The following is a 23,043-nucleotide window of genomic DNA, read 5'->3' as shown; positions in this document are numbered from 1 at the left end:
CGTGTCAGTTGGCGCGTTCGATGTACTGACGGTTAAGCTCAGCCTCGCGGGCTCGACGTGTGGCGTTGAACTCGTTGACCAGACCTTCGAGGGTTTTCATCGGCACGTTATCCTGATCGGGGCCAAGCAGGAACTGACGAGCCGCGTCCGGGGTGTTGGCCTTGACGTAAGCCTGCGCTTTGGTGACGGCCACCACGCCGATGGCTATGCCGACGCCGATCCAGAAAATACGTTTGAACATCAGGCCTCCTTGTGCGCGTCGGTGCTCTGGTCGGCAGTGCCGCGCTTAGCGAGGAACGACTGGCCCGTGGCCTTCAGTGCGTAAACGGCCGAGGCAACCTTGATTACCGGCTTGCCGAGGAACGAACCATACAGGTCGGTCAGGGCACCAACGTTGTTAGCGGTAGTGGAAGCCGCTGCGGAAATCCTGTTGACATCCTCAAGCGATTTGTTGACTTGCTTGACGGTAGTCACACCTTCATCCAAAGCGGGAATCGCATGCTCCCCCGATTCCTTGATGGTCTGTGCAATCTGGTCGAACATCTTGCCCAGACGAATCAGCGGATAGATCATGAATCCAGCCAGCACGGCAAACGCTATGGCCGCGATCAGGCCAGCGATCTCTCCGACTCCCATTCTTGCCTCCTTGAGGTCACAGTTACTCGCATAAGGGTAGCACTCCCCCTGTGCACAAGGCACATTTATAGCATCACATGTTGTATTGCGTGATACTAATGGCCTCGGCGAATGGCTTGTCGGTATCGAAATCGACAACTGTGACAGAACCGTTGGCAGGCCTTTCGCTTAAGTCCAAGCCGGGGCCGGCGAAGCGATGTGCAAGGCTAAGCAGTGTGTTGCCGTGGCTGATCTGCAGCACGTCATCGCCGTCCCTGAGCTGTTTGTTATTTGCGATTAGTGCGAATGCACCTTCGACACGATTCCAATACTCTTCGTCGGATTCCGCATCGTGGAACGGATCGGCTTGCTTCAACCAGTCGCGTGTGGCGGCGAGCCCGGCTTTGGCTACGATTTCGTTGTAGGTTTTCATACCATGGGGTGCTCCGGCCGCATACCAAGCCAGTCCCATATCGATGCCTTCAAAATAGCCGTAGAACTGTTCGCGAAAGTGCATATCCGAGATGAGGGCCGGGCGCGGATGTCCGGCTGCTTCATTGATATCCAGAATGCGTTCGGCAGTTTGCTGGGCACGGGTGGTATCCGAACAATAGGCCGCTTTGAACTCGATGTCTTTGAGTTTGTTGCCAGCCTTGTCGGCGTCCGCGATTCCCGCCTCGGTCAGTGGCGAATTCGACCAGCCCTGCAGTCGGTTGTATCGGTTGAAAAAGGTTTGCCCGTGGCGGACCAAATGCACGTGAAGAATCATGGTAGCCACTGTAGCGCGAATATGACTGTTTCGCTCACTCCCCGTTACAGGATGTTCGTGGTACGAGACTCAGTCATCATGTATGGTTCGTGACGCAACAATCCAGAATACGATTATCAGGACGAACGACGATATATAGCACAGAAAGGCCATGATTCCGCAATATTGCAGCGGAACGATGAAAGATAACATCACGCAGATAACGCCGAACAACAAGGTGGAAATGCCTGCTGATCGGGAGACGAACGATTCCGTCTTCGGCCGGAACCGGAGGTTTGGAATATGCAGTCCGAAGAGACCGGGAGTCGATAGAAGTGGCGCGATGTTGCCGATGATAATCAGAATGCTTCCGGCTCCGGCGGAAATGATTCGGCCGAAGTTGATCGGATGCGCATGAACCGTTGCGGCGATGCCGAAGAAGACGATGAATATCACGTCGACAGTGATTTCCAGAAGGGTGAACGCCAGAAACGTGGAGATCATTCCCCTATGACGGCCTTTTGCGCTAACGCCTATGCCGTCTTGATCAGTGTGGGGCACCATGGAACGAAGTTGAAGTGCTGCTGCCATAAGTAGAAAAAGTACGGTTAGCACGATGCCGACGATCAGCAGCTCCGATTTAGATCCCCACCGATCCGCTCTCCCATCAAAACCGATATGAACGGGAACAGTTGCAGGCATCGATGGCCAGCATATGGCGAGAGCCGCCAGGGGCACAAGTGCCAGTAGATACGATGCGATTGACATGATTGGCAACACAACCCGGTTTCGCATTATTCTCTCTTTTCACTGGAATCGTGAGGCTGTTCGTTTTCGGTTCTGGACAATCTCACGAAATACATAATCAATTCGTCGATTGTGGTGACGTTGAGTCGGTAGATGATTCGATTACCTTGACGTGTTCGGCAAATCAAGCCGGAGTCATACAGACAATTCAGATGGTATGACACTGCAGAAGGCTTCATTTCCAGCATCGAGGAAATCTCGCCGGCTGACATGCTTCGCCCTCTGAGCGATTCGAGGATCTCTCGTCGAATCGGATCGCTCACGGCAGACAGGATTTCGCTGATGATGTGATATCCCTCCCCTCTGAATGTCAGACTTCTGTCCTTGGATCAAATAGTATTTCAATCAAATTTGAAATATAGTTATATCCTAGCACTGGTCTGGACAGCATCAAACCCAAGCATGTGACTCGCTACAATGGGAGGAAGCATGTTGAACGTTTATTCATTAGCCACAGCGAAAGCATGGGGTAAGTGCCGAAAAAGGTAACGAACTATGAATGAAATTTGAAATTGTTTTAGCAAAGAGAAGAAGACACACCCAGTCGCTGACCTTGGGCTATGCCTCTTAAGCATAGGTGTGAAGGTGCAAGCCAAACGACAATTTGTTGCAGCTTAAAGCAGTAACCTGCAGGCTGCGGTGTACAAGGTGCACAACGCAGGAACCCCGCATCCCAGGCGGGAGCGGGGTTCGAGCGGTATGTCCTTGATTCTGATGTTTCAGATGGGGGCCCGGATCAGCGGGCGTAGAATTCGACCACGTACTGGATGTTGACCTGCACCGGCACCTCTTCGGCTTCCGGCTTACGGGTCAGGGTGGCCTTCAGGGAGGCGAGGTTCACATCGAGGTAGCCGGGAACTGCGGGCAGCACATCGCGGTGCACGCCTTCGGCGGCGATCTGGAACGGAACCATGGTCTGGCTCTTGGCCTTCACCTGGATGGTCTGGCCGGGCTTGACGCGGTAGGACGGGCGATCCACGATGTTGCCGTCAACGAGGATGTGACGGTGCACCACGAACTGACGGGCCTGGGCGGTCGTGCGAGCGAAGCCGGCGCGCAGCACGAGGTTGTCGAGGCGAACCTCGAGATCCTGCAGCATGGCGTTACCGGTCTGGCCGGCGGTACGGGTTGCCTTCTCGTAAGCGGCACGAAGCTGCTTCTCGGAGACACCGTACTGAGCGCGCAGACGCTGCTTCTCGCGCAGACGCACTGCGTAATCGGACTCAGTGCGGCGACGGGTGCGGCCATGCTCGCCAGGAGCATACGGACGCTTTTCAAAAATGCGCTGAGCCTTGGGGGTCAGTGCAATGCCGAGGGCGCGGGAAAGACGCACCTGACGGCGGGAACGCTGAACGTTCGTCATTGGTTTTCCTTTGTTCTGTCGTTATTTGAACGGAACGTTTGATTCCCCTGCGGAAACCAAACGCTGAGTCAGGCCTCTCCAACGCTTCCTTTCGCGGACGTGCCGCGAACAACCGGCCGTATGTGCATGCGTTTGGCATGCCCAGTCGTCCGATTGCCGACCCGTTGATGGGCTAAGACTCCAGACGGCATCCACTTTGCAGCAGACACCAGCTATCAAATCTACACCTATGCCACGGACAACCGACACAGTGCTATGTCGAGCTCGCCGCTTCCCTATTGTCCCGTTTGTTCCGTCAGCACACCTGCGTCCATGCGATACACGTTGTCGGCGTAGCGTAGCGCATCGGGGTCATGCGTGACCATCAGCACTGCCGTGCCCGAATCGGCTTGTTCGCGAAGCAGCTGCATGACGATATCGGTGCTTTCCTGATCAAGATCGCCAGTGGGTTCGTCGGCAATCAGGAGCTTCGGACTGTTCATCAGCGCCCTGGCGATGGAAACGCGTCGCATCTCCCCGCCGGACAGTTCGCGCGGGTAGCTTTCCATGAGTTCCGCCACGCCCAATTGCTTCAGCAGATTTTCGGCGCGGGCAATCAGTTGTTCCGGTTCAGGAGCCTTGTCTTCCGGAAACATGGTGGCCGGCAATATCACGTTGTCAAGCACGGTGAGATTGGATAGCAACGTCTGACTTTGCGTCACGAAACCGATGGTGCGATTGCGCAGCAGCGACAATTCTCGGTCAGACAAATCAGCAACAACGTTTCCGTCAATGGTCACACTGCCCGAGGTCGGACGAACCAGTCCGGCGATCATGTTGATCAACGTACTTTTACCGTTGCCCGACCGACCCACGATGGCGACGAATTCACCCGCATCAACCATGAGATTGACATGGCTGACCGCATCGAACGGCTTGTCACGACGAGTGAAGCACTTGGTCAGATCGGTGATTGCAAGCAAAGCCATGTCACTCCCCCTCGCGCAACGTCAAATATGCTTCCGGTCGCCCTAATCGCCACATCGTCAACAGCGATCCGACCACACTCAACACCACTGCCGAAGCGACAGCAAGCACGATCATGCCGCAGATCAGCAACGGGCCAGCCTGCAAGTATGGCAGTTGCAGCTGCCGGCCAATCAACGAACTGAATGGAAATATGACCAGTGAAGCCACTGCCACACCCAGCACGCCGCCGGTCAGACCAATAACGGCTGATTCCTTGAGAATGATGGTGTTAAGCATGCCTCGTGTGGCGCCCATAATGCGCAGGGAGGCGAATTCACGCTTACGTTCGTTGGCCGATGTGGAAAACACTGCAATCAATACAATCGCGCCCATCACCCACAGCACTGCGATGAACAACGTGAGATAAGCGACAAGGGTGTTGAGCGAAGTTCGAGTGGTGGCGGTGATTCCACCGGGATATACGAAGCCAAGATCCTTGAAACTGGCGTCAAGGTTCTGAATGTTGGTGGCGACGGTTTCGGCAGTGTAGCCCTCGGCAACATTGATCAGCACCGAAGACACCGCCTTGCCGGCGTATTCCTCCGGCATAACCTGCGTGGCCACTTTTGCGGAGGCTTCGACCATGGCCGGCACGGTGGTCTGGTTGATGAACACGGAGTTGTCCAGATTGGTGCCTGTCGAAGCAAGCTGCGCGACAACGGGCCAGTCGCGACCATACAGTTCGATGGTGCCATCAGCCGAGACATTGACGTTCGCGCCGGCAAGCATCTGCCCGTCTTCCAGCGTGCCGTCGAACTGTTCGGCCACCCATGGTTCGATGACAAAATCAGTGGCGGGATCATAGCCGATGATCTGCAGTTTCTCATCGCAGCAGGCGGCGGCTAGTGAGGAAATGTAGGTTTGCTGGGTTGCCTGTGCGACACCATCGGCCTGGGAGATTTGGTCGGCGACATCCTTGGTGAGATAGAAGGTCGTCGGACTGCCGTCGGTGAGCAGCGCTTCGGCTTTCTGCGCGGTGTTCTGCGGCACCACCATAAGATCCGCGCCAAGACGGCGTTCCATACTGGCCATACCAGTATTGAGGTTGGTGGCCAGTATGGAACCGCCGAACAGGGCGAGCGATAAAACGACTACCACGGCAAGCAACGCCGTGGTGCGCAACGGCTTGCGTTTGAGATTCTCAAACGGCAGCTTGTTCATGTCGATCAGCATGGCGATGGTATCAGGAGCGCTTGGCGGGACGGGAATCAAGCCAGACGGCAATGCCGGCGAACACAATCGTCAGCACGCCGAGCACAATAAGCGTGGGCAGCATGACGGCACGGCAATGCATCATCGCGCCTGAGCACACACCGATGAGAACGGTCGGCACAGCGATGAGCAGTATCGCGTTCAGTGCCGCGGCGATATTGAGTCCGATGCGCACCTTGGCCTCAACAAACAATGCGATAACGCCCAACAGCAGAATCACGATGCCAATGCCGGTGGCAGCCTGCTGCGAATAATGGCATGCGCCGGGCACGTCATGGCCCTGGCAGGCATGGGCGAAAGTCTGCGGCGCAATGGCAATCAGCGCGCCAAGCACGATGGTGGGGACTGCGGCGAACAATTTCTTTGTCATGATTCTCTTCCCTGGTGATTGAACTCAAACCTTTGCATTATCACAGGGAACAAAACGAAAAACAAGACTTGATTTTCTGTTGTCACAGTGCTATATGGCGCATTCGCAGTATCATGACATATCGCGCATCAATCATTACGCATGGCTGGCGCTGGATCGAGGAGGCAATGAAGCAACCCCATACAGCAATGCGCAACAGACCAGCGCGACCACCGATGGCATAAGCCACCACCATCCGGTAACGGATTGCGTCCATTCCGGCTGAATAATCCAAGGATGGGAGGCAAGCCATCCCATAATCGATGCCGTCATACTGCCCAATCCCACAGGCAGTGCCAGAGGCGTTACCAATCGTGCAAGCTGCCAGCGTGATGCGCCCAGATACCACATGTCATCGCGTAATTGACGCTGCGTGCTCAGTGCGGCGGATGCGCAGACGGCTATGATGATGAGGTTTGCCAAACTTACCAATATCGCCACGCCGATCGCCATGGACTCCATCTGTCGGCGTTCGGTTGAATCATCTTCGACGACAAGCGCATATCCTGCACGGACGATCACGTCGGAGCGGATGGCGTTCTTCGTTTCGTCGGGCAGCGAACCGAATGTGGGAAGTATCAATAGGCGGGAATCGCTCATCTCCACCCCGTCCTGCTCAAGGACCGGGGAACTGGTGTCCAGCACAACGCCTGGCATAACGTCATCGTCGTTGCGCAACACGTGGTTGCCGCCCGTAACCGGAACCTGCATCGAGAACACAATGGGCTCGGCTTCCGCATTCGGATCGCTGACATCGACGCCGATGATGCCGACCTGATTCTGTGCGTCGATCAAATTCGGTTTTGCATATCCGATCAGCTTTCCCGCCTCAGTGCCCGGCTGCGCGAACAACACCATGTCTTGCGCCATGTCACCGTCGTGATAGTAGCAGTCCATCGCCATAACATCACTGTCTGCCAGGCAATCAAAACTCGTTGGATCGGGAACACGAATCTGCAACGCGCCATCATCGGGTTTGAAGAATACCAATGCATCGGCCATGGCTTGCGGATACGTGGATTGCAGATACTCGACATCCCGGGCATTGATGTTGTTGACCGAAAACTTGCCCTCATTGGACGTCGATGTTGCCGCAAGCATGTTTTCGGCGCTTATTGCGGAGGCAAAGCTGCAGACCAGCGCCACCAGCACGCACAGCGGCACAGTATACCCACGCGACCGCAACGCCACACGCTGCTGTATTGGGGTCAATCTCAGATACGGGACGAACATGAGAACAGCCATTAGTCCCGCTGCGGCCATGAGCGCGCCTATCTTGCCCTGAACAGCGGGAACCCACAAATGATAGGACGCAAGCAACGCCAGCCCCACGATGCAGAGCGCAATGCCGCACAAGCGATACGCTCGGGTTTTGCCCTCCAGCGTCTCCACATGCTCCGTGCGAGAGCGGAAAAGAGCCACCACACTCAGTGCCCATCCAAGGGCGAGGCATACCATGGCCATGCATGTGCCCGCAAGTGCATCCGCGATATTCCATCGCCACAGCTGATCGAACAATTCGCCGAACCACGTATGAAACAGCCACATGACGCAAGCTCCGACCATAATGCCTACCGCAATGCTGACGATGGTAGTCAATACGGCGTGGCGCAGTATGATGCGACGGGATTGCTTGGCACTGAAGCCGCAAGCGTTCAGCGCTTGTTCAACACGTCGGCCGTTGCAATGCCCGCTTGTATATAAGGCGATGAACATAATCGCATATATCAGTGATATGGCGATGCCCAACGCAAGTGCGTACAGATAATTGCCTGGAAGCACTCGCTCAAGCACAGAGGATTTCATCTCCTCAACGGCCCCCTCCTCTCGCCCCACATGGATGTTGCCGTGCGAGGCCTCATTCAGCAATACTCCCGTATCGGCTATGGCTGTATCGGACAACCACATTTGAGCGTCGGAAAGGTTGTCTGCTTCAGTTACCGTAACGATGGAAACGTCACTCAGCGTGGCCGGGTTGACGGTCACGCCAGTCACCGTGTACTTACCTCCGGCGGACGGCATGTCGTCAAGACGCAATTCAATGGTGTCGCCGATAGTCGCTCCAATTTGGCTGCACGCCTCGCGGGACAGCGACAGTTCTCGTTCAGTCTGCGGTTGTCTGCCCTGAATCAGACGCCCATACCGTGAGGGGCCTGACATCAAGGTGACGTCACCGGATGTTGCCAAACGTCCATCAGCGGATGCAACCGCCCCGCGCATACGCATGACGGCAATCGCATCCCCCTGAGTCACGTGACGGTTCAGGGCTTGAACCGCCGCATCGCTTCCTCCGGAAATCTGATAGGCGTATCCTCCGAATTCAGCCCGGACACCATCCTCGACGGCTGTTACATACTGTGCCAAACCCTGCGCGAACGCAACTTGGACTGCCGAGCAGCAAATGCATATGGCAATCATCAGAATGCACAACACCGCATGAGACCTGGTGTATCCCCGTCCTACCGCGCTCGTAATGCGGCGGGTTGAGCGGCTCATGATTCCACCAGCTTGAGATTATGCACCCGCAGAACCCGATCCGCGGTGTTTGCCACCAGCTGGTCGTGTGTGGCCACGATAACCATAGCGTTGCGTTCATGCGCGATGGTTGCCAATATATTGGCTATAAGCCGCGTATTATCTTCATCCAGCGCTCCCGTCGGCTCATCGGCAAGCAGTATGTCGGGATTGGTGATCAGCGCTCGTGCAATCGCCACACGTTGCGATTCACCGCCTGAAAGGTCAGCGACCATTTCGTTTTCGCGTCCAGCCAATCCGACCATATCGAGCAAATCAAGCATTGCTGTTCGTGCGTCACTGTCAGCCGCCTGTTTGCGTCTTACCTCAAGAGGCAGCAATACGTTATCTTCCACGTTGAGGTATGGGATCAACCGGTAATCCTGCCAAATGCGGGAGAACGTTGGTCGATGCCAGGCGTTCCCGTCGCTGGCATCCGCAGTGATGTCTTTGCTATTTATGCCTTTGCCATCTATCAGCACGGAACCGGACTGTGGCTGCAGAGTGCCATCAAGCAATCCCAGCAATGATGTTTTACCGGATCCGGAAGGCCCCATAACCACATGCAGGCAACCTTCATCGAAGGAGGCTTGTGTATGATCAAAAATAGGGCGATTCTTATACCCAAAGCACAAATCGCGAATCTGCAACTGCATGATGACACTCCTGGCAAAAATGCAACACATGTAACGGCGCGGCTTCGCGATCACTTCCGAAACCGCGCCATTATTGCTTAGCGCAATCCCAAATTTACTTTTGCAGCTGTCGGCCACCCGTTGAACACGCCGCCATTATTGGTCCACGCTCCGGTGTTGTGCCACTTGTTTGTGTCGGTCCACCAACCTCCTGTTCGATCTACCCCACCTGCAACGACCATAACAGTCTGAGCTTTAGTGTCCGATCCCAGTGAACGACACATTCCTGTGGCGTGAGTATACCCCACCGAATTCACCAAATGTGCTGTACAATTCCCAGATAAGGCTTCTGCCTGAGGAAGCGGGCTAAGAAACAAAGCAACGAAGCAAAGCGACACAGCTATTAAGAGCCAAGGCTTCCAGACTTTTTCTTTCATCATAAACTCCTTTGTTGTTTTAGAAGACGTCAATGAACGTCTTCGTCTGCTAATAATAGACAAACTTAAGTGCCATATTAGTATGATTTATTCAGCTTTTGTCATACGAATGGTCAAATCTCCATTAAGACTGCTTCAACTTAATAAAGTTTCTGACAACATGTGGAGAAATATGAAACTTATATCGGTGTTCATGGCGGTACTTCTATGCTGCCTTTGTCAGATTGACACGTGTACAGTACACAGTGTTACGCCGGAAGCAATGGACTCCAATTCTCATGTTTATTGGAGTCCTTGGTGTCCGGCACCGCTAGAATGGCTATGCGAGCGTTAAGTCCTCAGGGTAATACTCACAGCCCATTCGCCGTCTTCACAGTTAATGCCAACATGTCCTCCATGTTTTTCGACAGTTTGCTTAAGTAGCTGTAACCCCATTCCATGTTTTGTCTGGCCTTCGGGACTTGTGCGAGGATGATATGTATTTGATACAAAAATTTCAATGTTGCTATCTTTATTTGATCTAATATTCATAGCATATGATTGACGATTGCTGTGTTTGATGATATTGTTCGCAAGTTCAATTAAAATATTATCAATCAGTATCCTTGTTTCGGAAGACAGTGGAGGGATCTGCTCGTCAATATAGGCCGAACCTTTCATACCAATTGAATTCAGCCGTTGCATGAATCTTTGTACGCTAGCATTTACATTATCGGTATCTTTCCTAGTCACTGCTAGGTGGTTTATGCTATCAATCTGTAGGGATTCACGTACAGGAGTAAGAACATCATTGCGAAGATTGTCTAAAGCTTTGGCCACGATGATTTCAATCTCATGGATGTCAGACGCTTGAATGGGATTATCGGCAGCGATCGCTGCAAACCTGCGACATCTCATTACCGCGTAAGATAAATCGCCCGCTAGTGAGTCGTGCAATTGATGAAGTAACTTCAGACGCTCTGCCTGATAGTCGTTCTCTCGCCTTAGTGCATCTTGCTGCGCTTTAGCCTTCAATGATTGGGTATGCCATCGAATCGACAACCCAAGCAAACAAAAGAACGCGTAGAAGAAGGACAGGCTGATCATGCCTAAGGTCAATCGACCTTCTTGGGGAAAGGCATTAATGTAAAAGGCTATGCAGAGCACTGACGTGCCGCCGATAGCGACCCATGTTCCTCCCGTAACGCCCAGAACAACCAGTGCATACCAAACCCCTGCATAGTCGGAAACATCAAACACACCTATAGGTACGATGCTCCACAGCACGTTATTGGCAAGCAGCATAAGGGCCGAAGGCAGCGGGTGGAAAGGCATAGTCATCAAAGCTGTGGCATAGAGAATACTGGAAACAATGCCCACGCCGTTATATGTGTCAAGTGGGTAAAATACGAGTTCCAAACATATAAGAACTAGGCAAAGCGCCGAAGCGACACAGTACGATTTCCTCTTCTTCACCTTTTGCCAATATTTGGACATAGTCACAACACCCCCAAACGAGCACACTCCACCACAGCTTCAGAGCGACTGTGCACATTGAGTTTCTCATACGCCCGTCGAGCATAGGTTTTTACTGTCGACTCACTGACGCTCATGGAACGTGCGATGGCAAGACTTGTCTTTCCCTTTGCATACTCGCGAATTACTGTCAGTTCCGCATCAGACAGCAATGTTTTGGCCTTACTGCCACCATCCCATAGCATGGCATTTCTATCATCTGCCGCTTTGCCGATGGCATGCACAATGTCTTCCAATTGACAATCCTTATACAAGATTGTGCTTACGCCTGATGCCAGTGCTTCCTCGTATATGTCGTCAATGGTGAAGGCCGTAATACCTACTACTGCGATACCGGGGTACGAATGATGAAGCTCCTTCGCAAGAGCCATCCCTGACATGTCTTGCATACGAATATCCGTAAGAACAACTTGGGGACGTGTTGATGTTTTTTGGCACAGAGCAAGCGCATCATTTGCGGAGCGAACTTTCCACAGCACTCGTATGGGAGCGTGTTCGTGTTGGAAAAACCACTCCAACGCACTTGCCGCTAGAACGTCATCATCGGCTATTCCAATAGTCACAACATGCATAGGAAAAGCTTACAGCTTTTCGATCGGTGCCACTCTTAACATGAGACGTTTGGTGCCGGCGGAGCCGAAGTCTACGGTGAGCACCGAGTTGCGGCCCTTGTCTTGCACGTCAACGACGGTGCCGAGACCGAACTTGTCGTGTGTTACCTTGTCGCCGATGGCGAAATCCGCAATATTAAGACCATTGTCCTTGGACACGGCGGAAGCAGCCGTGGTTTTAGGCGTGGTGTGGCGTGTGGTGACTTTGCTGCCGCGAGTCTGCCCATACGAGCTGGAACGTGACGTGCCAGATGAGCTCGCCCCATGGCCAGAACCATAACGGGATCCGAACGAGGCCGACGAAGCACGGCGACTGCCGGAACCGTAAGAACCATACGAACCGGAACCATAGGAAGATCCGCCGAACGTTGAACCCGAACCTCGTGAACCATACGCCGAGCTTGAGCCATAACGGGAACGCGAACCATAGGAAGACCCACCGAACGTCACGCCGGAAACATCATCATCCCAGCCTCCGAACTCATCGTCGAAGGCATCGCCGGAACCCTCCCATCCGGCACGCATGCGTTCAACGCCGGCTTCGCGGCGTTTCCAATCAATCAGTTCGGCGGGAATCTCGTCAAGGAACTGGCTGGGCATCATATCGGCGGCCTGCCCCCACTGGGAGCGCACGGCCGCGCGCGTGACGTACAGGCGCTGCTTGGCACGCGTAATGCCCACATACGCCAAGCGACGCTCCTCTTGCAGTTCGGTGGTGTCCTCCATCGAACGCGAATGGGGGAAGGTGCCTTGTTCAAGACCCGTCAGGAACACCACCGGATATTCCAGACCCTTGGCAGTGTGCAAAGTCATCAACGTGACCTTGCCGGAATCCTCGCCTTCACCGGGCAACTGGTCGGAGTCGGCCACCAGCGCCGTGGTTTCGAGGAAACCGGCCAGCGTGGCATCGGGAGTGTTCTGCTCGAATTCAGCGGCGGTGGATTGCAGCTGGGAAAGATTTTCCAAACGAGAGGCGTCCTGTGGATCCACGGACTTCTCCAGTTCCGCGCGCAGCCCGGATTTGTCGAGCACTTCGGCCACCACTTCGCTGGGCTTGGTGTCATGGGCGCGGGTGAACTGCGACAGCGAGGCCATTAGATCGCGGAAGGCCCGAAGCTGGGTGGCGGTTCGTGTGGGCATGTTCTCGATGTCATCCAAGTGCATCAGCGCATAGAAGAAGCTGGTGCCATGCTCACGTGCATACGCCAACAGTATGCCTTCGGCGCGATCGCCAAGTCCACGTTTGGGCACGTTGAGAATACGGCGCAGGTTCACATCGTCATCGGGATTGACCAACGACTGCAAATAGGCCAGCGCATCCTTGACCTCCCTGCGCTCGTAGAACTTCGTGCCGCCGACCAGCTGATAGGGCTCTCCCCCGTTGATCAAGGCCTCTTCCAACGAACGGGACTGCGCGTTGGCACGGTACATAATGGCCATATCCGAGTAGGCGATACCCTCTTCGGCATGCAAACGAGCGATTTCGCCAGCCACCCACTGGGCCTCCTGCTGAGCATTATCAGCGGCGTAGCCAACAATTGGCTCGCCCTTTCCCATCGCGGTCCACAGCTTCTTGGGTTTGCGCCCCTCATTGTTCTTGATCACCGCGTTGGCCGCATCCAGAATCGTTTGCGTGGAACGATAGTTCTGCTCGAGCATGATGGTTTTCGCATTCGGAAAATCCTGCTCGAAGTCTTGGATGTTGCGAATATCCGCGCCACGGAACGCATAAATCGACTGATCGGAATCGCCCACGACGGTAATCCACGCGGGGCCGGTTTTACCGGCGAATCGCGTGATACCGCCGGCATTGGAAGCGTCAGAGCGCTCCCCCGCATCCACGCCGGCAAGTTCGCGCACAAGCACATACTGGGCATGGTTGGTGTCCTGATACTCGTCCACCAGAATATAGCGGAACCGATGATGATAATATTCGGCTACTGCGGGATCAGTGCGCAGCAATTCGACGGTGCGGCCGATCAGGTCGTCAAAATCAACGGCGTTGGCCAGGGCGAGGCGATGCTCATATTCAGCGTAGATAACCGCGTGAATGGCTTCCAAGTCGCCGGCGTGGCCGAACTGGTAGCCCCGCTGGCCGGGCGTGAAGTCAGGCGCATGAACGGCCAAATATTCCTTCCAACCGGTCAGGTTGTTCTTCAGGTCAGAAATGGCACCCAGAATCGAACGCGGCGTGTAGCGCTTGATATCCAGATTGAATTCGGTGGCGATGATTTTCACCAGACGCTCGGAATCGGCGGAATCATAAATCGAAAAACCGGATTTCAAACCGATCGACTTGCCGTCACGGCGCAGGATGCGCACGCAGGCCGAATGGAAAGTGGACACCCACATGCGCTGGGCCACTGGGCCGATCAAACCTTCCAAACGTTCGCGCATTTCGGCCGCGGCCTTGTTGGTGAAGGTGATGGCGAGAATCTGGCTGGGCCATGCGCCGAACTGGCTCAGGATCCAGGCGATACGACGGGTGAGCACGCGCGTCTTGCCCGAACCAGCGCCGGCGCCAATCAATAGCGCCTGCCCCTGGTACTGCACGGCCTCGGCCTGCTGCGGGTTCAGATCGCCCACCAGCTCGGCCGCGGAACGGGCGATGACTTCCGGCTCGTCGTACATATTCCTCCCCTGCCTTAAGCGTGATATGCGACATTCATATCTACCAGAAGTCCCCGTCATCCTTCGTGTCGCAGCCGAGTCATTCGACCCGCGTATGCTTAACACAATATGCGGGGGCAGTCATGCCTTTTGCGAATCCATCAACCATACTGACGCAAGGGAACGTTATGAAGGAACTTGAGGAACGCATCCAAAGCGAAGGCACCGTCAAGGCGGGCAATGTGCTGAAAGTGGACGCCTTCTTGAACCATCAGTGCGATGTGCGACTGTTCGATCGCATGGGCGCGGCCTGGGCCGAGCATTTCGCCGGCAAGCACATCACCAAGATCCTGACGATCGAGGCATCCGGCATTGGCATCGCCTGCTGCGCCGCACAGCATTTCGACAACGTGCCGGTGGTATTCGCCAAGAAGGCGCAGTCGATCAACCTCGACGGCGAACAGTATTCCACCACCGTCTATTCCTTCACCAAGCAGAAGGAATTCCCGGTGATCGTTTCCAAAAAGTATTTAAATCCTGGCGATCATGTGCTGCTTATTGATGATTTTCTTGCCAACGGCAAAGCATTGCGCGGTCTGATCGACCTGTGCAAGGCGGCAGGTGCCACGGTTGAAGGCATTGGTATCGCTGTGGAGAAGGGCTTCCAAGGCGGCGGTGACGCACTTCGCGCCGAAGGCTACGACGTGGATTCATTGGCCATCGTCGAGTCCATGGATCCCGAAACCGGCCGAATCGAATTCCGCTAAACGACTGCTCGCACAGCATATTCATCGCAAACTAGAGAGGAAACCATGTCTGAAGAGAAGAAGAAGGGCATTTCGATGGAGGCGTTGACCTCGCTCGATGCCCCGGTGTCGTTCTGGAAAGGTATTCCGTTCGGCCTGCAGCATGTGATGGCGATGTTCGTGGCGAACCTTGCCCCGATTTTCATCGTGGCTTCGGCCGCGAAGATGAGCCCCGAGCAGTCGGCCGCCGTGATCCAGGCCGGCCTGCTGGTGGCGGGTCTCGGCACTTGCCTGCAGCTGTATGCAGTATGGCGCATCGGTTCGCGTCTGCCGATGGTGACCGGTATTTCGTTCACCTATGTGGCCGCCGCAGTCGCCATCTGCGCCGACAAAGGCTATGGCGCGGTCGTCGGCGCCGTGCTGGTCGGCGGCATTCTGGAGCTTGTGCTCGGCCTCACGGCCAAGTACTGGCGTCGTTTCGTGCCACCGATCGTCTCGGCCATCGTCGTCACCTCGATTGGCTTCTCGCTGCTTACCGTGGGCGCGACTTCGTTTGGTGGTGGCGACGGTGCCGAGGACTTCGGTTCCTGGCAGAACCTGACGCTTGGGCTTATCTCGCTTGTGGCCTGCCTCGCGTTCCAGCTCCTGATGAAGGGCACCGCCAAGCAGTTGTCCGTGCTGTTCGGCCTTGTGGTGGGCTATGTGGTGGCAATCTGCATGGGCAAGGTTGATTTCTCCGGCTTTACTGATCTCGCCATCGTCTCCGTGCCGCAGTTCATGCCGTTCAAGCCTGAATTCGATTGGGGTGCGATTATCTCCCTCGGCCTGCTGTATGTCGTCTCCTCGGTTGAGGTGCTGGGCGACACGGCCGCTCTGACCAAGGTTGGCCTGAACCGTCTGCCCACGGAGAAGGAAACTGCAGGCGCAATCGCAGGCGACGGTCTGATTTCCACGGTGTCCGGCCTGTTCGGATGCCTGCCATTGACCTCCTTCGCACAGAATATCGGACTTGTGGCCATGACCAAGGTCGTCAACCGCAAGGTGATTCTCTCCGGCGGTCTGATCCTTATCGTGGCAAGCTTCGTGCCCGCCATCGCCGAAGTGTTCAACTCACTGCCGCAGGCCGTGCTCGGCGGCTGCACGATCATGATGTTCGGCAACATCATCCTCTCCGGCTTCCAGATGATCGCCGAGGCCGGCTTCTCGCAGCGCAATATCACCATCGCCGCACTGAGCCTGACCATCGGTATCGGCTTCACCCAGGTGAGTGACATCTTCGTGCATTTCCCGGCTCTGTTCCAGCAGATCTTCGCCTCGAACTGCATCGCCGTCGCCTTCGTGGTGGCTGTGATCCTCAACTTCGTTCTGCCCAGCGAAGAGCACTTCTTGAGTGCGCCACAGGCCGCGAAGGAAGCATAAGCGGACTGACTTCGATCTCAGTCCGCGCGAGGCGGATCAAGAGAAAGCCCAGTGGGCTTTCTCCCGCCGGAGCCAGCCGCTTAACAAAGCTTTTCATAAAATCGGGGCTTGTGATTCATCAGAATCGCAAGCCCTTTTCGTATCACATCACTTGGGTCAGCATTGCGCCGGAACCTGTGGGATTGAGCTGACGCAGCCGACTGAAGGCCAGCCCTACGGACGCGAAGGCGAGTGCGAACAGCAGCACTATGCCGACTGATTCGTACCAACCGTTGAAATCAGGGGCTCCGGCGATGGCGGCGTCACGTCCGCCGAAAGCCTGATAAATGGCCTCCACATACCACCAGCCGGGTGTAAATTTGGCTACGGTCACCATGGCATCGGGCATCAAGGACGATGGAATCCACGCGCTGGAAAGGAAAGTCATCGACAAGCTCATCACATTGGACACGCCACTGGTGGCGTTCGGTGACAATCCGAACTGTCCGACCATGAAACCGAATGCCAATGTCATCAGACTCAGCGCCGCGATTGCAATCAAAGACAAGCCCACACTATCCGGTCTCAATGCCGACAGGCCTCCCGGCATGACGGCAGCGACAATCAGCACCAGCGCTACATGGTATATCCAAACGACCATTGCCATGATCAGACTGGCAGCCAACACGCCACCTCCGACGCCAGCAGCCGATTGCGGCGCCGCTCCCAGACGCTCACGCACCAATCCTTCGTTGAACCGTGACACCACCAGGCCGACGGCCAGTGTCATCACTGCCAGCATTGAATAGATCATGCTGCCGGACACCACGATGAATGCGCTGACCGATACCGCCGAACTTCGTTTTGACGCATTGTCACCATCGCTATCGACGCTCATGGCTTGCACGGCCACTTTCGGCAGATGAGACTTTTGTTCGATCACACGATTGATGGCCTCGTTGATTGAGATGTTCCCATCCACACTAAGCGCGGCGCGCACCGTCGAAAGGAACCCATTGACTTGTATACTCGCCATGGATGCCGAGCCGGAGCTGAAGCTGGTCACCGTTTCGACGGTCGGCATCGCTCCCCCGTTACGGGCTGCTTGAGCGAACCGTTCGGCGTACCCTTGCGGAATGACGACAAGCAGTTTGGCCTGATCGGTGGCCACGGCATCCTGCATGTCACGTTTGGCGTCACGCACATCAAGGAATGTCGCGTTCTCACCTAGAGCGCGTTCGAGTCCTCGTTTGAACGCATGATTCGAAGCATCATCCCGATCGATGACCGCCATGCCGACCGTTGTCGACTGGAAGGTGTCCGCAGTATCGCCGTTTTCATTGCCTAAAGCGACCACCACTCCGATGGCGAGAATAACCATCAGCAGGCTGCAGGCAACCAGGTAGCCCAGAATCACGGCCATATGCGCCCTGATGATCAGAAACGCGGCTTTACAGGTGTTCATAGCGTTGCCTCCTCAGCAATGCCGTCGCTGCGATCATGGCGATCGCGGACATGACGAGCAGAATGATGACGGTCTGGGCGAATGGGACGAGACTGTCGTAGTACAGCAGGTCGTAGAACAGATTCGACACCTGTTTGACCGGACTGATGAGATGGAGGATGGGCGCGTCACGTTGGATTAGGTCGTTGAGTTCCATCGACGTGGTGCCCATAAGCCCTGCGGGAACGGATAATCCTACGGCAAATGCGATTCCCACCGCGTTCTTTGCATTCAGCGAGAGTCTGGGTATCGCTCCAAGCGCCAATCCCATGGCACTGGCGGCCAGCGAGGCGACAAGCAGCCCGACTTCGGCCAAAAGCTCGCGCCCACCGACGGTGATGCCAAGCACATAGCGGGTATACAGGAACACGATGCTGGAAGCCATGAACGCCTGCAGCCATCCGGATAGGAATATGCCTATCACCATGCGTGATTTCGGTAGCGCACCGGCGCTGATGCGCGCACCGCTATCGGTCAGATTCGCCTGCATATACACCAGGGGGAAGCAGGAGAACAGCATGCACAGCATGACGACCATGCCCAGAAGCGCGAAATGGTATCGCGCCATGGGCTCGGGAGTGAAACGGGTAAGCGTGGTTTCCGTGGTGAAGGATCCTGTGATGTCGTTGTTATTCGCATCTGAAGTATCGGCGTCGGTACCGCTCGATACGCCTCCAACACGGTCGGCAATTGTCTTCCAGAAGTCGGGATCGCCTGCCAACTGTGGATTATCTCGCAAAGCTGTGGCGATGGCGTCGGTGATGATGCCGCTGTTCATGTTGAACACGTCGATCACGTTGCTTAACGCGCTCAGGCTCAACGATATGGCATCGCCGCCGTTCACTTGCGCGGCTTGCACTTGGGCCGCCGTCGTATCGGATACGGTCATGACGATATAGCCGTCGCCATCCACAGCGAGGATGGCGCGGCACGTTCCTTGTTGCAGCAGCCGTTCCGCCTGTTGCATATCTTCCGTTTCGGTCACGCTCATCAGTGTCGGCATATCGTCGTTTTGGCTGTTATCATCCGATGCCGAAGACAAGGCCTGCACGAACCGTTCGGCACCATATGCATCATTCCATGCCGAGTTCCTTACCACCGCCACGGGCACGGTTTCAATCACGTTATGGTCAGATATGCCGCCGAACACACCCTGCAGTAGCGTGGCGAGGATGATCGGGAAGCAGATCATCCAGAATACAGCGGATCGATCGCGCATGCCGAGGCGCAGCACAGCGTTGAACGTACTCCACATGACGTGCTCCTATTCCCTGGTTTCCGCGTGTTCGGTCGAATCGCGCAGAGCGGTTCCGGTCAGTTCGAGGAACACATCGTTCAGGGTGGGCGGCCGGCTGCTCAAATGGCCGACATTGATGCCTCCAGCGTTCAACACGTCGAGCAGGTCGACGAGATTTCGCTCGCCTCGACGGCATCGCACGTCCAGTTCTTTGCCATCCCATACGGCTTCGATGACGAACGGCAGCGAGCGCACCCGTTGCAGCACCTTGTCGTCAAGGTCCAAAGTCGCGATACTGATGCGCTCCCCCATGCCGATCATGCCTTTGAGCTCTTCGGCGGTGCCGAGCGCGAGATGCCGGCCGTGGTCCATGATGAGGATGCGGTCGGCGATTTGTTCGACCTCCTCCATGTAGTGGCTGGTGTATACGATTGTCGCGCCTTCGCGGTTGAGGCGTTGGATGCCTTCGAGGATGGCGTTGCGGCTTTGCGGGTCGACGGCCACGGTCGGTTCGTCGAAGAAGATGAGATCCGGTTGGTGGGCGATGCCGCAGGCGATATTGAGCCGTCGTTTGAGACCTCCGGAGAGTTTGCCGGGTCGGAACTTGCGAAACTCTCCCAATCCGACGAAGTCGATGGCCTGATCGACCAGTTCGGTACGACGCTTGCGATCTGTGATGTACAGCGAGCAGAAATAGTCGATGTTCTCGGTGACGGTGAGTTCGTTGAACACGGCCACGTTTTGTGGCACGATGCCGATGCGCCGCTTCACGTCGTAGCTGGTCGGCGTGACCGGCTTGCCGAATACGCGAATCTCGCCCTCGTCGTAGGTCAGCAGCGCGAGGATGCAGTTGATGGCCGTGGATTTGCCCGATCCGTTGGGGCCGAGCAGACCGAAGATCTCGCCTTGATGCACATCGAGGTCGAAATAGTCGAGTGCCAGCATGTCGCCGTACCGTTTGACCAAGCCATGCACTGCGACAGCCGAAGCCGGCGTATCGTCGCCTCGCGTCGAACCCATCGATTGTCCGCCGGATGTATACGGCTTGTTGTTATTGCCGCTCATCATCGTCCCTTCCCGTATTCCATATCGTCGTTGCCTCCATCATCTCCCATGAAGCGGGTTCGACACCGGTGACCACGCTCACGATATGGTGTACAGGTAATGACATTCGTCACCATCGCGTGGCGTATGAGGGTGAGTAGACTCATGGTTGTGACCGGATTATTGGACAAGCTGCTGCTGACTGCGCTATGTGCGTTGCTGCTCGTCCAATGGAGGGGTGCGGTGACGGCGCCGATTGTGGCACTGATGCTGATAGTTGTTTGCTATGCGGCCATAACGGAATGGCTGTTTACCGCAACACGGTTCACGATTGCCGCCGCTGTTGCACAATGTTTTGCACTTGTATGCTCGTGTGTCCTGCCCATGGTCGGATTCGCCTTGCCTGTGATCGCATTCGACATGGCTCGGTTCGCTGGACGTTCCCGTAACGGCAACGATTGCTCTCCGACGAAACCGCAACATCCGGATTCTCGAATGCGACAATTCCTCATCTCGCCGATATCACGGTATCTGTGGCTCGTACCGTCATGTTGGACGCTGCTGAGCCGCCCCGATATGCGTATCTTCTGCACCGTCATCATGCTGTTATCGACGATGGCGTTCCTATGGGGTTCGATGGCGTATCGGCAGGGGCTGGCCACAAGCCAGCTTAGACGAACACAGGACGAACGTCGTAGCAGCGTGCGGGCGCTTCGGCAGCAACTCTCCGATGCCCATGAAGATCGCATGGAGGCCACACATACGGCTTTGCTAAGCGAGCGCACGCGCATCGCGCGGGATATTCATGACAATGTGGGGCATCTGCTCACTCGCGCGATCATGCAGACTCAGGCGGCCCGTGTGCTTGCCGACGCACGGCATGACGATGTATCCGCGCAGGCGTTCGCTGATATTCACGTCACTCTTGACGAGGCGATGACGATGATGCGGCGTTCGGTGCACGATCTTGACGATTCAGGAGTTGATTTTGCTGCATGGATAGAGCAAGCCACACGTTCGACCGGTCGTCTGCATGTCGTCGTACACAACAGTATTGTTGATGCTCCTGCGCCTGTTGCTCGCTGTTTTTCCGCGATAATCCGAGAATCGCTGTCTAATGCCGCACGACATAGCATGGCCACTGAGACGACAGTGACATTACAGGATTTCCCTGCGTTCTGGCAACTGGTCGTGCAGGATAATGGTGGCAATGATGACGAACAGCTCAGTGCGAAGAGGGCGCGTGATTTTCGCGGCATGGGATTGGCGGACATGGAATCCCGCGTCCGCGCGCTCGACGGTATATGGTCAGCCGGCCATTATGGCATCGGCTGGCGTGTATTCGTCTCGATACCAAAGGCCTCATGGTACGCCAAAGACCATGATGCCATGACCCAGCAAGGAGAGACGACATGAAAGTGGCCATTGCGGACGACGACGCCATCGTATGTTCGTCGCTCGCCACGATTCTTCAGGCGACCGGCACTGCGGAGGTGGTGTGGACCGCCAACGATGGGATCGAAGCGTTGGAACAGTACCAATCCGGCCCGGCGATGCGACCCGACGTGATGCTCATTGACATCCAAATGCCCGGCATGGACGGGCTCGAAGCCGCTCGCCGCATCCTCGAATTCGACAAGGCGGCCCGTATCCTGTTCCTCACCACCTTCGCGGACAAATCATATATTGATCAAGCCATGGCATTGGGTGCGAAGGGCTATCTTATCAAACAGGATGTGACCTCGGTGGCACCGGCAGTACAGGCGGTGATGGCCGGGCAAGTGGTGCTCGGTGCCGAAGTACTCGGCAAACTCACCGGATCAAAGAACGCCACAGAGACCACAGTCGGTACAAGCGATGCGCCAGGCCTTGAAAACCTCGAAGATACACTGTCCGGCCGCGAGCGCGATATCGCCATGCTGGTCGCGGAAGGGTTCGATAATCGCGAAATCGCCGCGAAGCTGTTCCTTTCCGAAGGCACGGTGCGCAACCGCATCAGCGGCATCCTTGACAAACTGCATCTGTCCAATCGCACCCAGCTTGCCATCTTCTGGATCAATGCCCATCGCTGAGCTTCATGCATGGCACGATTGTTGAGCTCGCCATAGTTTTGCTTCTTCAAGCAATTCGTTGATCATTGATTGCTTGCCATTCGTGTATTGCATACGATCCTGAGGAAATCGAATCGCAAGTTGTTGTTTGAGACCACCGTATGCTGCGGCTTTTTCCGGGAACGCGTTGAGATAATCACGCAAATTGATGTAATTGTTCCATGCCTCACCATTCCATTTCACTACGTGAATATGGTGCGTTCTGGTATCTTGTTCAAAATCGCCTTTCACCAGGAGAAGCTGTTCTTGAACGTCTTCGCCGCGAATAATATAACCATTGTTTTCCAGAGGTTGTGCGTAACGCGCGATCACGGCCACCTTCTCCACGCCTATGACAATGTCGATTATGGGTTTTGCGCAAATCGAAGGAATTGCCGTGCTGCCAATATGTTGGATATCAATGGCGGCATTACCCAGAATATGACGCAGGTCTTCAATGGTTCGCTTCGCCTCTTCATCCCATTCATAGTGATGGGCCATCAGCCGCACAGTGCCTCTTGGCAAACCATTCAACATTGA

22 protein-coding genes are annotated in these 23,043 nt (G+C 55.5%); 4 read left to right on the top strand and 18 right to left on the bottom strand.

Annotated features, from left to right (window positions below):
• Positions 1-4 precede the first annotated feature (4 nt).
• The 14 genes from G1C95_RS02055 to G1C95_RS01990 all read right to left on the bottom strand — a co-directional run bounded on the left by G1C95_RS02055 (position 5) and on the right by G1C95_RS01990 (position 14,505).
• Positions 5-241 carry a hypothetical protein gene (locus G1C95_RS02055; RefSeq protein ID WP_169171258.1) on the bottom strand — a complete coding sequence of 79 codons (237 nt, stop codon included), beginning with the start codon at positions 239-241 and terminating at the stop codon, positions 5-7.
• Positions 241-636, bottom strand: a complete 396-nt coding sequence (locus tag G1C95_RS02050) for a DUF948 domain-containing protein (RefSeq protein WP_169171257.1) — start codon at positions 634-636, stop codon at positions 241-243. Before G1C95_RS02050 ends, G1C95_RS02055 begins: the two co-directional genes overlap by 1 nt.
• Before the next feature lie 73 nt (positions 637-709).
• On the bottom strand, positions 710-1,384 hold the full coding sequence (locus tag G1C95_RS02045) for a histidine phosphatase family protein (protein ID WP_169171256.1): 675 nt from the start codon (positions 1,382-1,384) through the stop codon (positions 710-712).
• A gap of 69 nt (positions 1,385-1,453) precedes the next feature.
• On the bottom strand, positions 1,454-2,131 hold the full coding sequence (locus G1C95_RS02040) for a DUF1648 domain-containing protein (protein ID WP_277348162.1): 678 nt from the start codon (positions 2,129-2,131) through the stop codon (positions 1,454-1,456).
• A gap of 26 nt (positions 2,132-2,157) precedes the next feature.
• Positions 2,158-2,442: a metalloregulator ArsR/SmtB family transcription factor gene (locus G1C95_RS12755; protein WP_417852249.1), complete on the bottom strand. Its 285-nt coding sequence runs from the start codon at positions 2,440-2,442 to the stop codon at positions 2,158-2,160.
• 464 nt (positions 2,443-2,906) lie between these two features.
• A complete protein-coding gene (gene rpsD, locus G1C95_RS02030; RefSeq protein WP_169171253.1) occupies positions 2,907-3,533 on the bottom strand; it encodes a 30S ribosomal protein S4 in 627 nt (208 codons plus the stop codon).
• Positions 3,534-3,808: 275 nt separating this feature from the next.
• Positions 3,809-4,501 (bottom strand): ABC transporter ATP-binding protein, encoded by a 693-nt coding sequence (locus G1C95_RS02025; RefSeq protein WP_169171252.1) that lies wholly within the window; start codon positions 4,499-4,501, stop codon positions 3,809-3,811.
• 1 nt (position 4,502) lies between these two features.
• On the bottom strand, positions 4,503-5,702 hold the full coding sequence (locus tag G1C95_RS02020) for an ABC transporter permease (RefSeq protein ID WP_169171251.1): 1,200 nt from the start codon (positions 5,700-5,702) through the stop codon (positions 4,503-4,505).
• Between the two features lie 22 nt (positions 5,703-5,724).
• Positions 5,725-6,123, bottom strand: coding sequence for a DUF4418 family protein (locus tag G1C95_RS02015; RefSeq protein WP_169171250.1), 399 nt, complete (start codon positions 6,121-6,123; stop codon positions 5,725-5,727).
• Positions 6,124-6,258: 135 nt separating this feature from the next.
• On the bottom strand, positions 6,259-8,658 hold the full coding sequence (locus G1C95_RS02010) for an ABC transporter permease family protein (protein WP_169171249.1): 2,400 nt from the start codon (positions 8,656-8,658) through the stop codon (positions 6,259-6,261).
• Positions 8,655-9,449: an ATP-binding cassette domain-containing protein gene (locus tag G1C95_RS02005; protein WP_169171248.1), complete on the bottom strand. Its 795-nt coding sequence runs from the start codon at positions 9,447-9,449 to the stop codon at positions 8,655-8,657. Before G1C95_RS02005 ends, G1C95_RS02010 begins: the two co-directional genes overlap by 4 nt.
• Before the next feature lie 629 nt (positions 9,450-10,078).
• Entirely contained in the window at positions 10,079-11,224 is a 1,146-nt protein-coding gene (locus G1C95_RS02000) for a GHKL domain-containing protein (RefSeq protein ID WP_169171247.1), read from the bottom strand.
• Positions 11,225-11,226: 2 nt separating this feature from the next.
• Entirely contained in the window at positions 11,227-11,835 is a 609-nt protein-coding gene (locus tag G1C95_RS01995) for a response regulator transcription factor (RefSeq protein ID WP_169171246.1), read from the bottom strand.
• Between the two features lie 9 nt (positions 11,836-11,844).
• Positions 11,845-14,505, bottom strand: a complete 2,661-nt coding sequence (locus G1C95_RS01990; RefSeq protein WP_169171245.1) for an ATP-dependent helicase — start codon at positions 14,503-14,505, stop codon at positions 11,845-11,847.
• 167 nt (positions 14,506-14,672) lie between these two features.
• Between G1C95_RS01990 and G1C95_RS01985 the strand changes: the two genes are divergently transcribed.
• Both G1C95_RS01985 and G1C95_RS01980 read left to right on the top strand, forming a co-directional pair.
• Entirely contained in the window at positions 14,673-15,251 is a 579-nt protein-coding gene (locus G1C95_RS01985) for a xanthine phosphoribosyltransferase (protein WP_169171244.1), read from the top strand.
• 45 nt (positions 15,252-15,296) lie between these two features.
• On the top strand, positions 15,297-16,649 hold the full coding sequence (locus G1C95_RS01980; protein WP_169171243.1) for a nucleobase:cation symporter-2 family protein: 1,353 nt from the start codon (positions 15,297-15,299) through the stop codon (positions 16,647-16,649).
• A gap of 142 nt (positions 16,650-16,791) precedes the next feature.
• Here the strand turns inward: G1C95_RS01980 and G1C95_RS01975 are convergent, their stop codons facing one another.
• From G1C95_RS01975 to G1C95_RS01965, 3 genes are read right to left on the bottom strand one after another with little or no spacing between them, the layout of a single operon-like run.
• On the bottom strand, positions 16,792-18,093 hold the full coding sequence (locus G1C95_RS01975) for an ABC transporter permease (RefSeq protein WP_169171242.1): 1,302 nt from the start codon (positions 18,091-18,093) through the stop codon (positions 16,792-16,794).
• The gene (locus G1C95_RS01970) at positions 18,080-19,387 is read right to left on the bottom strand and encodes an ABC transporter permease (protein WP_169171241.1); all 1,308 of its coding nucleotides are present in this window, start codon (positions 19,385-19,387) and stop codon (positions 18,080-18,082) included. The genes G1C95_RS01975 and G1C95_RS01970 overlap by 14 nt, the downstream gene beginning before the upstream one ends.
• A 9-nt stretch (positions 19,388-19,396) precedes the next feature.
• Positions 19,397-20,389, bottom strand: coding sequence for an ABC transporter ATP-binding protein (locus G1C95_RS01965; RefSeq protein WP_169171510.1), 993 nt, complete (start codon positions 20,387-20,389; stop codon positions 19,397-19,399).
• 144 nt (positions 20,390-20,533) lie between these two features.
• Between G1C95_RS01965 and G1C95_RS01960 the strand changes: the two genes are divergently transcribed.
• Positions 20,534-21,829, top strand: a complete 1,296-nt coding sequence (locus G1C95_RS01960; protein ID WP_169171240.1) for a sensor histidine kinase — start codon at positions 20,534-20,536, stop codon at positions 21,827-21,829.
• Complete coding sequence (locus G1C95_RS01955; RefSeq protein WP_169171239.1) at positions 21,826-22,485, top strand: response regulator transcription factor; 660 nt, start codon at positions 21,826-21,828, stop codon at positions 22,483-22,485. The genes G1C95_RS01960 and G1C95_RS01955 overlap by 4 nt, the downstream gene beginning before the upstream one ends.
• 3 nt (positions 22,486-22,488) lie before the next feature.
• On the opposite strand, the gene G1C95_RS01950 is transcribed toward G1C95_RS01955, so the two are convergent.
• Positions 22,489-23,040, bottom strand: coding sequence for a GrpB family protein (locus G1C95_RS01950; protein WP_205832658.1), 552 nt, complete (start codon positions 23,038-23,040; stop codon positions 22,489-22,491).
• Positions 23,041-23,043: the final 3 nt, after the last annotated feature.

The organism is Bifidobacterium oedipodis, from assembly GCF_012932425.1.
Classification (GTDB): domain Bacteria; phylum Actinomycetota; class Actinomycetes; order Actinomycetales; family Bifidobacteriaceae; genus Bifidobacterium; species Bifidobacterium oedipodis.
The sequence above is the reverse complement of the archived record's forward strand: the minus strand, read 5'-3'. Positions and strand labels throughout refer to the sequence as shown.